Source organism: Actinomadura rugatobispora (assembly GCF_055379765.1).
The window spans coordinates 6,185,089-6,197,900 of record NZ_AP029191.1; the positions used below are offsets into that span (position 1 = coordinate 6,185,089).

General features: G+C 74.0%; 8 protein-coding genes. 5 read left to right on the forward strand and 3 right to left on the reverse strand.

Features of this window, described 5'->3' with window-relative positions; genetic code table 11:
• Positions 1 to 77: 77 nt before the first annotated feature.
• From ACZ466_RS27815 to ACZ466_RS27825, 3 genes are all read left to right on the forward strand, one after another.
• Positions 78 to 1,067: a malate dehydrogenase gene (locus tag ACZ466_RS27815; protein WP_378282716.1), complete on the forward strand. Its 990-nt coding sequence runs from the start codon at positions 78 to 80 to the stop codon at positions 1,065 to 1,067.
• Positions 1,068 to 1,263: 196 nt separating this feature from the next.
• Complete coding sequence (locus ACZ466_RS27820) at positions 1,264 to 3,084, forward strand: HSP90 family protein (RefSeq protein WP_378282715.1); 1,821 nt, start codon at positions 1,264 to 1,266, stop codon at positions 3,082 to 3,084.
• Complete coding sequence (locus ACZ466_RS27825; protein WP_378282714.1) at positions 3,081 to 5,810, forward strand: hypothetical protein; 2,730 nt, start codon at positions 3,081 to 3,083, stop codon at positions 5,808 to 5,810. Before ACZ466_RS27820 ends, ACZ466_RS27825 begins: the two co-directional genes overlap by 4 nt.
• Positions 5,811 to 5,850: 40 nt before the next feature.
• Here ACZ466_RS27825 and galK read toward each other — a convergent pair whose 3' ends face one another.
• The 3 genes from galK to ACZ466_RS27840 form a co-directional block, all read right to left on the reverse strand.
• The gene (gene galK, locus ACZ466_RS27830) at positions 5,851 to 7,032 is read right to left on the reverse strand and encodes a galactokinase (protein ID WP_378282713.1); all 1,182 of its coding nucleotides are present in this window, start codon (positions 7,030 to 7,032) and stop codon (positions 5,851 to 5,853) included.
• On the reverse strand, positions 7,029 to 8,003 hold the full coding sequence (gene galE / locus ACZ466_RS27835) for a UDP-glucose 4-epimerase GalE (protein WP_378282712.1): 975 nt from the start codon (positions 8,001 to 8,003) through the stop codon (positions 7,029 to 7,031). The genes galK and galE overlap by 4 nt, the downstream gene beginning before the upstream one ends.
• Positions 8,004 to 8,124: 121 nt before the next feature.
• A complete protein-coding gene (locus ACZ466_RS27840; RefSeq protein WP_378282711.1) occupies positions 8,125 to 10,236 on the reverse strand; it encodes a zinc ribbon domain-containing protein in 2,112 nt (703 codons plus the stop codon).
• Between the two features lie 266 nt (positions 10,237 to 10,502).
• Here ACZ466_RS27840 and ACZ466_RS27845 point away from each other — a divergent pair, with 266 nt between their 5' ends.
• Both ACZ466_RS27845 and trpS read left to right on the forward strand, forming a co-directional pair.
• Positions 10,503 to 11,576 (forward strand): hemolysin family protein, encoded by a 1,074-nt coding sequence (locus ACZ466_RS27845; RefSeq protein ID WP_378282710.1) that lies wholly within the window; start codon positions 10,503 to 10,505, stop codon positions 11,574 to 11,576.
• 12 nt (positions 11,577 to 11,588) lie between these two features.
• Positions 11,589 to 12,698 carry a tryptophan--tRNA ligase gene (gene trpS, locus ACZ466_RS27850; protein ID WP_378282709.1) on the forward strand — a complete coding sequence of 370 codons (1,110 nt, stop codon included), beginning with the start codon at positions 11,589 to 11,591 and terminating at the stop codon, positions 12,696 to 12,698.
• The last annotated feature ends 114 nt before the right edge of the window (positions 12,699 to 12,812 follow it).

Sequence of the window (12,812 nt, forward strand, 5' to 3'; positions counted from 1 at the left end):
GCCACCTCTCGGGCGGTCGGGTTCGAGATCGAAGGATGGCCGCCTGAGCCCGTCCGGTCACAGGAGAAGAAGAGGCAATGAGCCGTACCCCAGTCACCGTCACCGTCACCGGCGCCGCCGGCCAGATCGGCTACGCGCTGCTCTTCCGTATCGCGTCGGGCCAGCTGCTGGGCGCCGACACCCCGGTACGCCTGCGCCTGCTGGAGATTCCCCAGGCGGTGAAGGCCGCCGAGGGCACCGCCATGGAGCTGGACGACTCGGCGTTCCCGCTGCTGGCGGGGATCGACATCTTCGACGACGCCGCCAAGGCGTTCGAGGGCGCCAACGTCGCGCTGCTGGTCGGCGCCCGTCCCCGGACCCAGGGGATGGAGCGCGGCGACCTGCTGGAGGCCAACGGCGGGATCTTCAAGCCGCAGGGCGAGGCCATCAACGCCGGCGCCGCCGACGACGTCAAGATCCTGGTGGTCGGCAACCCGGCCAACACCAACGCGCTGATCGCGCAGCAGCACGCCCCGGACGTCCCCGCCGCGCGGTTCACCGCGATGACGCGGCTCGACCACAACCGGGCGCTGGCGCAGCTGTCGAAGAAGGCGGGGGTGTCGGTCTCCGACATCAAGAAGATGACCATCTGGGGCAACCACTCGGCCACCCAGTACCCGGACCTGTTCCACGCCGAGATCGCGGGCAAGAGCGCCGCCGAGACGGTCGGCGACCAGGCGTGGCTGGAGAACGACTTCATCCCGACCGTGGCCAAGCGCGGTGCGGCGATCATCGAGGCGCGGAAGTCGTCGTCGGCGGCCTCGGCCGCGTCGGCCGCGATCGACCACGTGCACACCTGGGTGAACGGCACCGCCGAGGGCGACTGGACGTCGATGGCCGTGGTGTCGGACGGCTCGTACGGGGTGCCCGAGGGCCTGATCTCGTCCTTCCCGGTGACCACCCGGAACGGCGAGTGGGAGATCGTCCAGGGCCTGGAGATCGACGACTTCTCGCGGGCGCGGATCGACGCGTCGGTGAACGAGCTGGCCGAGGAGCGCGACGCGGTCCGCAAGCTCGGGCTCATCTGACCTGCGCGGGCGTCCGCCTCTGACGGGCCCCGGATCGCGCCGCCGCGGCGGCGCGATCCGGGGCCCTCGGCATCTCGGGACAAACGGGTGCGTGTCTGTCGGCCGCCGCTACTAGGCTGACTGGCCGGTCCGCGGCCGTGGCTCGTGCCGGCGCGGAGTGCGTGCGGATCGCGCGGGCTGGTGAAGGGACGGCAGGGTGGAACAGGCGTTTCAGGTAGATCTGCGCGGTGTGGTGGACCTGCTCAGCAGGCATCTCTACTCCAGTCCGCGGGTCTACCTGCGGGAGCTGCTGCAGAACGCGGTGGACGCGATCACCGCGCGCGGCCGCGCGGACGGCGACGGCGGGCCGGCCGGGAGGGTGCGGATCGAGACCCTCGACGGCGGCGGGCTGCGCGTCCACGACGACGGCATCGGGCTGACCGAGGACGAGGTGCACCGGCTGCTGGCCACGATCGGCCGTTCCTCGAAGCGGGACGAGCTGGGCTTCGCCCGGCACGACTTCCTGGGGCAGTTCGGGATCGGGCTGCTGTCGGGGTTCCTGGTGGCGGACGAGATCGAGGTGGTGACCCGGTCGGCGCGCGAGGACGCCCCGGAGGCGGCGGTCCGCTGGACGGGGTACGCCGACGGCCGCTACCGGGTGGAGCCGGGGGAGCGCGGCGAGCCCGGGACGACGGTGACGCTGCGTCCGCGCACGGGTTCGGCGGAGCTGCTGAGCCCGGAGGTGGTGGCGGAGCTGGCGCGCTCGTACGGGTCGCTGCTGCCGGTGGAGCTGACGGTGGACGGCGCGCCGGTGTCGGGCGAGGGGCCGCCGTGGCGGGCGGCGCACGGCGATCCGGCGCGGCGCCGCCGGGCGCTGGACGCCTACTGCGCGGACCTGTTCGGGTTCGAGCCGTTCGACGTGATCGATCTGGAGGTGCCCGAGGCGGGGCTGACCGGTGTGGCGTTCGTGCTGCCGCGTCCGGTGGCGCCGACGGCGCGCGGCGCGCACCGCGTCTACCTGAAGCGGATGCTGCTGGCGGAGAGCGTCGAGGGGCTGCTGCCGGAGTGGGCGTTCTTCGTGCGGTGCGTGGTGGACGCGGGGGAGCTGCGGCCGACGGCGAGCCGGGAGGCGCTGTACGAGGACGAGTTGCTGGAGTCGGCGCGGGAGGCGCTGGGGGAGCGGCTGCGGCAGTGGCTGGTGCGGTTGTCGGAGACCGATCCGGCGCGGCTGCGGGGGTTCCTGCGGTTGCACCAGCTGGGTGTCAAGGCGATGGCGCTGCACGACGACGACATGCTGCGGATCGTGCACGGGTGGCTGGAGTTCGAGACCTCGGCGGGGCCGATGACGCTGGCGGAGTTCCGGCGGCGGCATCCCGACGCGCGGTACGTGACCAGCGTGGAGGAGTTCCGGCGGCTGTCGGCGGTGTCGGGCGCGCAGGGCGTCGGGCTGGTGAACGGCGGCTACGTGCACGACACCGAGATCATCGAGCGGCTGGCGGCGATCGATCCGGACGCGGTGCTGCGCCCGCTGGACCCGGCGGAGCTGACGACCGCGTTCGGGGTGCTGGATCCGGCGGCGGAGCTGGCGCTGCGGCCGTTCCTGGCGGCGGCGCAGCGGGCGGTGGAGCGGCTGGGCTGCGAGGTGGTGATCCGCGACTTCGATCCGGCGTCGCTGCCGGCGCTGTACCTGACCAGCCGGGCGGCGCGGCACCAGGCGGAGGTGTCCGAGGCCAGGGAGATGGCCGACGATCTGTGGTCGGACGTGCTGGGGGCGCTGAGCGGGGCGGTCGCGGCGGATCGTCCGCAGCTGGTCCTCAACCATCGCAATCCGCTGGCGCGGCGGGCGACGGCGCTGACCGAGGGCGCCCTGATCGAGCTGGCGGTGCAGGGCCTGTACGGGCAGGCGCTGCTGTACGGGCAGCATCCGCTGCGTCCCGCCGACACGGCGGCGTTGAACCGCTCGTTCCTGGGTCTCCTGGAATGGGCGATGCACGGTGAATCCTCTGGTCGCGGTGAATCCTCTGGGGAGGGCAAGTGAGCCTTGAGCAGGTCCAGGAGCTGATGGAGCGGGCGTACTCCCTTCCGTACGGGGAGGCGCGCACGGTGCTGACGGAGGAGGCGCTGCGCCGGGCGGAGGAGACCGGGGACGTTGTGCTGGCGTTCCAGGTGCGGATGGAGCTGGGCAGCGCGTACCAGTTCGGCGGTGAGCCGATCAAGACGTTCACGACGTTCAGCCGGTGCCTGTCGGAGTACGACGCCGACCCGTCGGGCCTGGGGGAGATGGCCGAGCATCGGCTGCTGTGGCAGTTCAAGTGGATCGTGCATTCGCTGACGCTGTTCCCCGAGGTGCCGCTGGACCGGACCCGGTCGGTGCTGGAGGACATGGAGCGCCGCTACAAGATGGGCGGGCACAGCCTGCAGGCGGTGTACGGCAGGCGGGCGCGGGTGGCGCAGCATCTGGGCAGCGGTGAGGTGGCCGAGCGCTGGTTCGCGATGTGGCACACGACGCAGCCCGACGAGCTGTCGGACTGCGCGGGCTGCGATCCGACCGGGAAGGCGGAGTTGCTGGCCTGGCGGGGCCGGGACGAGGAGGCCCTCGCCGTGGCCGAGCCGGTGCTGACCGAGCAGCTGAACTGCGCGGAGCAGCCGCAGTCGATCCTGACGACGCTGCTGCCGGTGTTCGTGCGGGCGGGCCGGTTCGAGGAGGCCCGGAACGCGCATCTGCGGGCGTACCGGCTGATCCGGACGCGGCTGAACGAGCTCGCCTACATCGGCGATCACGTGGAGTTCTGCGCGCGGACGGGCAACGAGGCGCGCGGGCTGGAGATCGTCCAGCGGCATCTGGGGTGGCTGGAGAAGGCGCCGAGCCCGTTCGCGGACATGCGGTTCTCGGCGGCGGCGGCGCTGCTGCTGCGGCGGGTGGAGGAGGCCGGGCACGGCGGGCTGACGATCTCGCGCGGCACCGGTGGCGGGGAGCCCGTGGAGGTGCCGGTGGGCGAGCTGCGGGTGGAGCTGGCGCGGCGGGCGGAGGAGCTGGCGGCGCGGTTCGACGCGCGGAACGGGAACGAGTTCCAGAGCGGGGTCATCCGGGAGCTGCTGGACGCGGAGCCGGTGGTCGAGCATCTGCCGCTGTCGCAGTACGACCGCCGTCCCGCGGCGGCCGCGCCCGCCGCGCCCGCCGAGGCTCCGGCGCCCGAGGCCGAGCCCGTCCCGGACCTCTCGGAGATCGACGATCTCGACGCGCTGCTGGACATCGGCGACGAGGAGTGGTCGGCCGGGCGGGTGGAGCGCGCGATCCCGGCCTGGCGGCGCTACGACGAGCTGGTCGCGGGCGCGTCGCCGACCGTGCTGCAGCGGGCGCGGCGGATCGACGGGCTCGGGGTGGAGCGGTTCGCCGAGGACGACTTCGACGCGGCGACGGCCGAGTGGGAGCGCGCGGCGGAGCTGTACGCCGAGGCCGGGGATCTGGTGGCGCGGCATGCCGCCCTGGGCCGTGTCGGGGCGATCCAGGCAGGTCAGGGGCGGCACGAGGAGGGTCTGGGGCTGCTGAACGCCGCCGTGGCCCACCTGGACGAGCACGCGGCGGGCAGCAGGCGGGCGTTCGCGGCGCGGATGCGGCTGGCGGGCTCGCTGCTGAACGCCGACCGTCCCGACGAGGCGCTGGCCGCGCTGGAGCCGCTGGTCCCGGAGACGCGGGGCGACGCGGGCGATCTCGGGCTGATGCGGGCGCGGGCGCTGCTGCGGAGGGGCGGCGGCGACGAGGCGATCCCGTTGCTGCACGACGCCCGCGCCGCGCTGCGGGAGAGCGGCGACACGCCGCAGCTGGTGGACGCGTCGCTGCTGCTGGCCAAGCTGCTGGCGCACCAGGGCCACCAGGGCGAGGAGGCGGACGCCAAGGCCCTGGAGGACGCGCTGGCGGTCTTCGACGAGACGGTGTCGTTCGCGCGGTCGGTCGACCCGTGGATGATCGCGGTGGCGCACGCCGAGCGCGGCAGCGCGCTGCTGGCGATGGACCGTCCGGCGGACGCGGTTCCCGACGCGGAGGAGGCCGTGGCCGGGTTCACGGCGGTCGGGGCGGCGCCTCAGGCGGCCTATGCGCGCCTGGACCTGGCCAACGGCTACTACGCGACGGGCCGGCACCTGGAGGCGGCGGAGACGGCCGAGGAGGCGGTGCCGCTGCTGGAGCGCCTCGGAGACGCGGAGGCGTTCCGCAGGGCGCGGCTGGTGCTGGCGCACGCGCAGTGGGAGCTGGGCGAGGAGCAGGCGGCCGAGCTGTTCACGGAGCTGGCGGCGGAGGACCGGGACGGCGACCCCGGTTTCGCGGCGCGGCTGCTGGAGCTGGCGGGCGAGGTCCTGACGAAGCTCGACAAGGACGCCGTGGCCGCCGACAAGTTCGTCGAGGCGGCGGAGACGTTCGCGGCCGCCGGCGACCCGTACGGCGTCGTCCGGACCCGCAGGCAGGCGGGGCTGTGCCGGCTGTGGAGCCGGCAGCCGGAGGAGGGCCTGGCCGAGATGGGGCTGGCCAGGGCCGCCCTCGCGGAGCTGCCCGCCGGCAACCCGCAGGCGCTGACGTGGGAGACGGCGCGGGTGTCCTACGACCAGTCCCGGGTGCTGGCCGAGCTGGGCCGCTTCGAGGAGGCGCTGCGCCTGGTGGACGAGGCGGCGGCGGGCTTCACCGAGCTCGGCGAGCAGGACGCCGCCGAGACCGCGTCCCGGCTCCGCGCCGACATCGAGGGCGCGCTGGGGCAGCAGGGACAGGAGTGACCGTCCGGCCGCCCGGGACGCACGAGTCCCGGGCGGCCGCTCAGGCGGCGGGGAGGCGCCGCGCCCCGGGCGAGGGGACGGCGTCCACGAACTCTGGCTCGGCCAGGCCGCGCTCGCGGTACGCGGCGGTGATCGCGTCGCGGACCCGCTCGGCCCGCCCGGTCGCCGTCAGCACGATCACCGAGCCGCCGAACCCGCCGCCCACCATCCGCCCGCCGCGGGCCCCGGCCCGCAGCGCCGTGTCGATGGTCAGGTCGGCCTCCGGCCAGGAGATCTCGTACTGGTCGCGCAGGGACAGGTGGGAGGCCGTCAGCAGCGCGCCCAGCTCGGTCTCGGCCCCGGCGCGCAGCAGCCCGGCGGTCGCCTCGACCCGGTGGTTCTCGGTGACCACGTGCTGGACGCGGCGGCGCAGCACCGGGTCGGCGAGGCGGTCCAGCGCCGCGGGGAGGTCCTTCACGTCGCGCAGCGCCGGGACGCCCAGCAGCGCGGCGGCCCGCTCGCACTCGGCGCGGCGCCGCCCGTAGCCGCCGTCGGTGAGGGTGTGCCGGGCGCGGGTGTTGACCACCAGCAGCGCCAGGTCCTTGCCGGGCAGGTCGAGCGGGACCTGCGCGGACAGGCCGGTGCGGCAGTCGAGCATCAGCGCGTGCCCGGCGGTGCACAGCAGCGAGGCCGACTGGTCCATGATCCCGCAGGGCATGCCGACGTACTCGTTCTCGGCCCGCTGCGCGATCCGGGCCAGGCCCGCCCGGTCGGCGGCCAGGCCGTCCAGCCCGTACAGCTCGCACAGCGCCAGCGCGGTCGCGCACTCCAGCGCGGCCGACGACGACAGGCCCGCGCCCTGCGGCAGGTCGGAGTCGAAGAGGACGGAGGCGCCGCCGACGCCGTGCTCGCGCAGCAGCGCCGCCACGCCGAACGGGTAGGCCGCCCAGCGTTCGCGCTCCGCCCAGCCGCCGGCGGTCTCGGGGCCCGCGCCGTCCAGGACGACCGTGACCCCGGCGTCGGCGGCCTGCAAAGAGCGCAGTTCCAGCACGCCGTCGTCGCGCCGCGCCGCCGCCGCCGAGACCCCGCGGGCCAGCGCGAACGGCAGGACGAGCCCGTCGTTGTAGTCGGTGTGCTCGCCGATCACGTTGATCCGGCCCGGGGCGTGCCAGACGCCCTCGGGCGCCCGCCGGTACGCCTCGGTGAACGCCGCCGTCAGCGTCGCCGTGCCTTCTTCGGTCATCGGGACCGCTGGACGAACGTCCAGGCGTCCTCGACCATGGCGCGCAGGTCCCGCTCGGGCTTCCAGCCCAGCCCCGTCCTGATCTTCTCCGAGGACGCCACCAGCACCGCGGGGTCGCCGGCCCGGCGCGGGCTCACCTCGACCGGGACCGGGTGCCCGGTGACCGCCCGGCACACCTCGATCACGTCGCGGACCGAGAAGCCGCTGCCGTTGCCCAGGTTGAAGATCTGGTGCGCGCCCGGCGCGCACGCCTCCAGCGCCAGCAGGTGCGCCGCGCCCAGGTCGACGACGTGGATGTAGTCGCGGACGCAGGTCCCGTCGGGCGTGGGGTAGTCCTCGCCGAACAGGTTCACCGACTCCTTCTCGCCCAGCGCCACCTTCAGCACGTTGGGGATCAGGTGGGTCTCCACCGCGTGCCGCTCGCCCTGGCTCCGGCCGCCGTCCCCGGCCAGCCGGGCCCCGGCGACGTTGAAGTAGCGCAGCGAGACCCCGCCGATGCCGTGCAGCCGGGCGTACTCGGCCAGCGCCGTGTCGATCGCCAGTTTGGACGCCCCGTACGGGTTGGTCGGACGGGTCGGGTCGGTCTCCAGGATCGGCGTGGACTCCGGCTCCCCGTAGGTCGCCGCCGTCGAGGAGAACACGATCCGCCGCACGCCGGCGCCGCGCATCGCCTCCAGCAGCGCCAGCGACTCGCCCAGGTTCTTGTCCCAGTACAGGCCGGGCTTCTGCACCGACTCGCCGACCAGCGACCTGGCCGCGAAGTGCAGGACGGCGTCGAAGCCGCCGCCCTCCAGGACCCCGGCCGCCTCGTCCCGCAGCGTGCCGCGCACCAGCCGGGCGCCCTCGGGGACCGCGTCCGCGTGCCCGGTGGACAGGTCGTCCAGGACCACGACCTCGTGGCCCGCCTCCAGGAGCTGGGCGGAGACGACGCTGCCGATGTAACCGGCGCCTCCGGTGACGAGCAGCTTCACGGAAAAGACCTCCTGGTCGGTTGGCGTCGCGGGGTCGCGCGGACATCGGCCCACCCCGGGGCCCGCGGGACGCCGTCCAGGCTAGCTGGGGACGGCGCAACCGGTAGCGTCTCTGATCAGCTTAGGGATCCCTGGCCATGCGCGGTGTGTGGCGGGGGTGTGTCCACCGGGGTGGGGTGGCGTGGGCGTGCAGGTGGAATCCTGCGCCCAGCGCCGCTCCGCGCGGCCGGTGTGGCCGTGTGGTGGTGGGGGTGATGCTGATCGTGGTCACGTCCTGGTTCCGTCGAGCCGCGCGGGGCAGTGCCGGTGCGGTCGTCGGGTCCTGGGGGGCGTGTCCCTCCGGACGCCGGCCCGCCGGCCCCGGCTGGGTGCCGGGTGGTCGGTCGGGAGAGGGAACCCCGCGTCGCCTGGGCACGGGGCGGGAGTGGTGATGCGTCTTGCGGGGGCGGGTCGGATCGGTCTTCGACCTATCCGCCCGGTCACCCCGGCACGTGGTGGGGGCCGCGATGATGGCGTGGGCTTCGAGCGTGTCCACCACCGAGCCGATGGCCATGCGGCCGCCGGCCCGGTCGACCACGGTCGTGGCCTGGTGGGTCAAGCCGCGGGCGGCGATGCGCCGCCAGGCACCCTGGTCGCGGTCACCCTGCCAGCCGCAGGAGGGGGCGGGGCAGATGGCCCACTTCCACCCCGGCTCGGTGGGCCGGTCGGGGGCCTTGCAGTGCCTGAGGGGGACCAGGCAGGCCGGGCAGTGCTTGGAGGTGTTGCGGGGTGGGACGGTGACCACGGCGATGCCGTGTTCGGCGGCGATGTGCCGCAACCGGTCGGTGATCTGCCCGCGCACGGTCTGGGACATGCGGGTGTTGTGGGTGCGCCCCTGGCCCTTGGCCTCCATCGAGCGCAGATCCTCCAGATAGATCACGCTCGCTCGGGCGGCGATGGCCTGATCGGCCGCCCAGCGGGCCGCCGCCCACGCCAGCGCCGCGTTCAAGCCGGTCCGGCGGGCTGAGGTGTGCTTGAGCTCGGCCACCAGGAGGGAATGCCTGACCGCCGCCACCAATTCCTGGTCGTCGGCGGAGGCTGCCCGGCCGCCGACCTGGCCGCTGATCTGCTCGTGCTGGTGGGCCAGGTGGGGAGCCAGACACTCGTAGTGGGAGATCTTGGCGTGCAGGCGTTCGGACTGGCGGCGCAGCCGATGGCCCTTGCCCAGCACCCCACCTGCGCGGAACTGGCCGCCGTGGCCCATGGCGGTGATGCGCCCGTCGGGGTGCAGGCGGCACGCCCCCGCCGACAGCAACGTGTTCAGGCCCCAGTCCACGCCGAGCGCGATGGTGTGCCCGGTGCGCCGGGCGGCGGGGACGGCGTGGGTGAAGGCCAGGTCGGCCCGCACCTTGGCGCCGCTGGGGCACACGGTGGGGCGCAGGGTGGGCAGATGCAGCACCGCCCTGGCCGGGACCGTGGACGGCAGCACGATCGGGCAGGACACCCACGTCCAATCGGCGTAGGACCGCGGGTCCGGCCGGGTGGGCAACTGCACCCGCAGCACCGCCCGGCCGGGGTCGCTCTCGTGCCGGGCGAGGGTGGCCTGCTGGGCGTCGCACGCGGCCAGCAGCAGCACCCGCGCCGAGTTCGGCACGCCCTCCAACTCGAACACATCCACGGGAAGGCGGCCGTGTGCGCGTTCGAACCTGGCGATCTGCCGGGTGCGGGCCTTGATCACACTGCCCGGCAGACCCCTACCATCAGGCACTGCCGCGCGCACCGCGTCCCACTCGGCGACGGTGCGCTTGTTCGGGGCGGCGGGCCAGGTTGTCAGGATCCCGGCGGTGAGCGCGGTTCGCCACCGCACCGACCGCAGCAGCCGCCCGGCCTGCTCCTGGGCCATCCGCCTGATCCGGTCGTTGACCCGCACCCCCTCCGGCAAGGCGCCATCCGGCACGTCCCAGCCCAGGCGGCGCAGCGCCATCCATGCGTGTGACGGCAACGCCTTGCCGGCCGCGTCCACCCCCGAGGTCAGGGCGGCCACGTCGGCGGCTGTCCAGCGCTGGGTCAGCACGGCGGCGGCCATCCGGCCCGCCAGGTCCGCGCACCAGCCCGTCCGGGCGGCCAACTCGGCCACCGTCAGCACATGACCGGTCTTTTCGTCCACTCCCTCACGCAGCACCGTCTGGGCGCACGCCGTCCGGCCGGTCTCACCATCGGCCAGGAGCTGCATGCGGCTCTGCTTGCGGCTCACGGGACCAGGGGATCCTCTCACGGGCACAGGACCGGCAGGGGACCGAACGAATGTTCGACGCCCACACTACCCCCACCGGCCCCCCGCCCACCCCCGCCACGCCAGATCTCTGAGGACACCCCACATCACTAATGATCACTCCACTCAATCATCATGATCATCAAGGAATCATGACGGGAAACTACGGATCGCCAAGGAAACCTGCGAGCCTGGCAGTCTCACCGCCCGGCGGCCCCCGGCCGGCTCGGAGGAAGCGGACACCGGCCATGGACGAGCACACCGGCGATCACCCCCGCACCCGTGCCGCGGCGCGTACGAGAACGCCCGCGCGGGCGCTGGTCCGCGTGATGACGCGCACCACCGACCTGGTCGCCCGGATCACCGGCACCGACCCCGCCGCGCTCCGCGAGCGGATCACCGCCGAGCGGGTCCGCGCCCTCGTCGCCGCCAACACCGAGCTCACCGCCGACGAGCGGGCGCTGATCGAGGAGGTCTTCGCCGCCGGGAAGCGCCCGCTGCGCGAGGTGCTGGTGCCGCGCACCGAGGTGGAGTTCCTGGACGCGGCGCTGCCCCTCGCGGCCGCCGCCCGGATCGCCGCCGGCAGCCCGCACTCCCGCTTCCCGGTCTGCCGCGTCTCGCACGACGAGGTGATCGGCTTCGTGCACATCCGCGACCTGCTGGTCCCGGGCCCGGCCGACCGGGACGTGCCGGTGGGCGAGCTGGTGCGGCCGGTGCTCTACCTGCCGGCGTCCCAGCGGGTGCTGCCGGTGCTGTCGGAGATGCGCCGGGACGGCCACCACCTGGCGATCGTCATGGACGAGTACGGCGGCACTGCCGGAATCGTCACCCTGGAGGACCTGGTCGAGGAACTCATCGGCGACATCCGCGACGAATATGATGTGCAGGACGCGCAAGCGCAACGGCTGCACGGTGGGGTGGTGGAGGTCGACGGTCTGCTCAACCTCGACGACTTCGCCGCCGAGACCGGCGTCCGGCTGCCCGCCGGGCCGTACGAGACGGTCGCCGGCCACGTGATGGCCGCGCTCGGGCGGATCCCCGCCGAGGGCGACGCCGTGGACGCTCCCGGCTGCCGGCTGTCGGTCGTCCGCATGGACGGCCGCCGGGTGGCGCGCGTGCGCGTCGTACCGCAGCAGCAATCCCCGGCACCGCAGCCGCCGGGAGCCGAAGCACCGCCCGCACAGGACGGGACGGGGCCGTCGCGGTTCGTGGCCGGTCCGGGCGTCCACCGGGCCGGTGCCGTCCCGGCCGCCGGCGGCGTCTCCGGGGCCTCGGCCCCGGACGGTGCCCCTGCCAGTGACATCGCCTCGAACGGGGCCTGAGAGAATCGATCCGTGCACATGTCCGAAGCGCCCAGCCCGACCAGCACCGCCGTCCCCGCGGACGGCGCCGCGTCCGCCGGCGAGGCGGGCACCGCGATCCCGCGCGTGCTGTCCGGCATCCAGCCCACCGCCGACTCCTTCCACCTCGGCAACTACCTGGGCGCGCTACGGCAGTGGGTCGCGCTGCAGAACTCCCACCAGGCGTTCTACTGCGTGGTCGACCTGCACGCGATCACCGTGGAGCACGATCCGGAGACGCTGCGCCGCCGTACCAGGGTCGCCGCCGCCCAGCTGCTGGCGATGGGCCTGGACCCCGAGCGCGCCACCGTGTTCGTGCAGAGCCAGGTGCCCGAGCACGCCGAGCTGGCCTGGATCCTGGGCTGCATCACCGGGTTCGGCGAGGCGGGCCGGATGACCCAGTTCAAGGACAAGTCGTCCAAGCAGGGCACGGCCGGCACCACGGTGGGGCTGTTCACCTACCCGATCCTGCAGGCCGCCGACATCCTGCTCTACACGCCCGCGCCCGGCCCCGGCGAGCGGGTGTTCCACGTGCCGGTCGGCGAGGACCAGCGCCAGCACCTGGAGCTCACCCGCACGCTGGCGCAGCGGTTCAACCACCGCTTCGGCGAGACGTTCGTGCCGCCGGAGGCCTACATCCCCGAGGCCGCCGCCAAGATCACCGACCTGCAGGAGCCGACGGCCAAGATGAGCAAGTCGGCCTCGTCCCCCCAGGGGATCATCGACGTGCTGGAGGAGCCCGGCCCGATGCGCAAGAAGATCATGCGCGCGGTCACCGACACGGGCACCGACGTGCGCTTCGACGAGGAGAACAAGGCGGGCATCGCCAACCTGCTGCGGATCTACTCCGCGCTGGAGGGCGTGCCGATCGCGGATCTGGAGCGCCGGTACGAGGGCTCGGGCTACGGCCAGTTCAAGAAGGACCTGGCCGCGCTGGTGCTCGACACCTTCACCCCGATCCGCGAGCGGACGCTGAAGCTGCTGGCCGACCAGGAGCAGCTGGACCGCGTCCTGGCCGAGGGCGCCGCCCGCGCGGGCGCGGTCGCCCGGGGGACCATGGAGGTCGTGCGTGATCGGGTGGGGTTCGCGGGACGTGGCCTCTGACAGGGGCGGAGCCCTTCTGGGGGTCCGGGGGACCGCCCCCAGGGGCAACGCTGACGAGGACGGAGCCCTTCAGGGGGTCCGGGGGACCGCTTCCAGGGGCAACGCTGACAGAGG

What these genes read in the sequence shown, in the direction of transcription:
- ACZ466_RS27815 (WP_378282716.1), top strand. Translation starts at nt 78, where the DNA reads ATGAGCCGTACCCCAGTCACCGTCACCGTCACCGGCGCCGCCGGCCAG.
- galK (WP_378282713.1), bottom strand. Translation starts at nt 7,032, where the DNA reads ATGACCGAAGAAGGCACGGCGACGCTGACGGCGGCGTTCACCGAGGCG.
- ACZ466_RS27845 (WP_378282710.1), top strand. Translation starts at nt 10,503, where the DNA reads ATGGACGAGCACACCGGCGATCACCCCCGCACCCGTGCCGCGGCGCGT.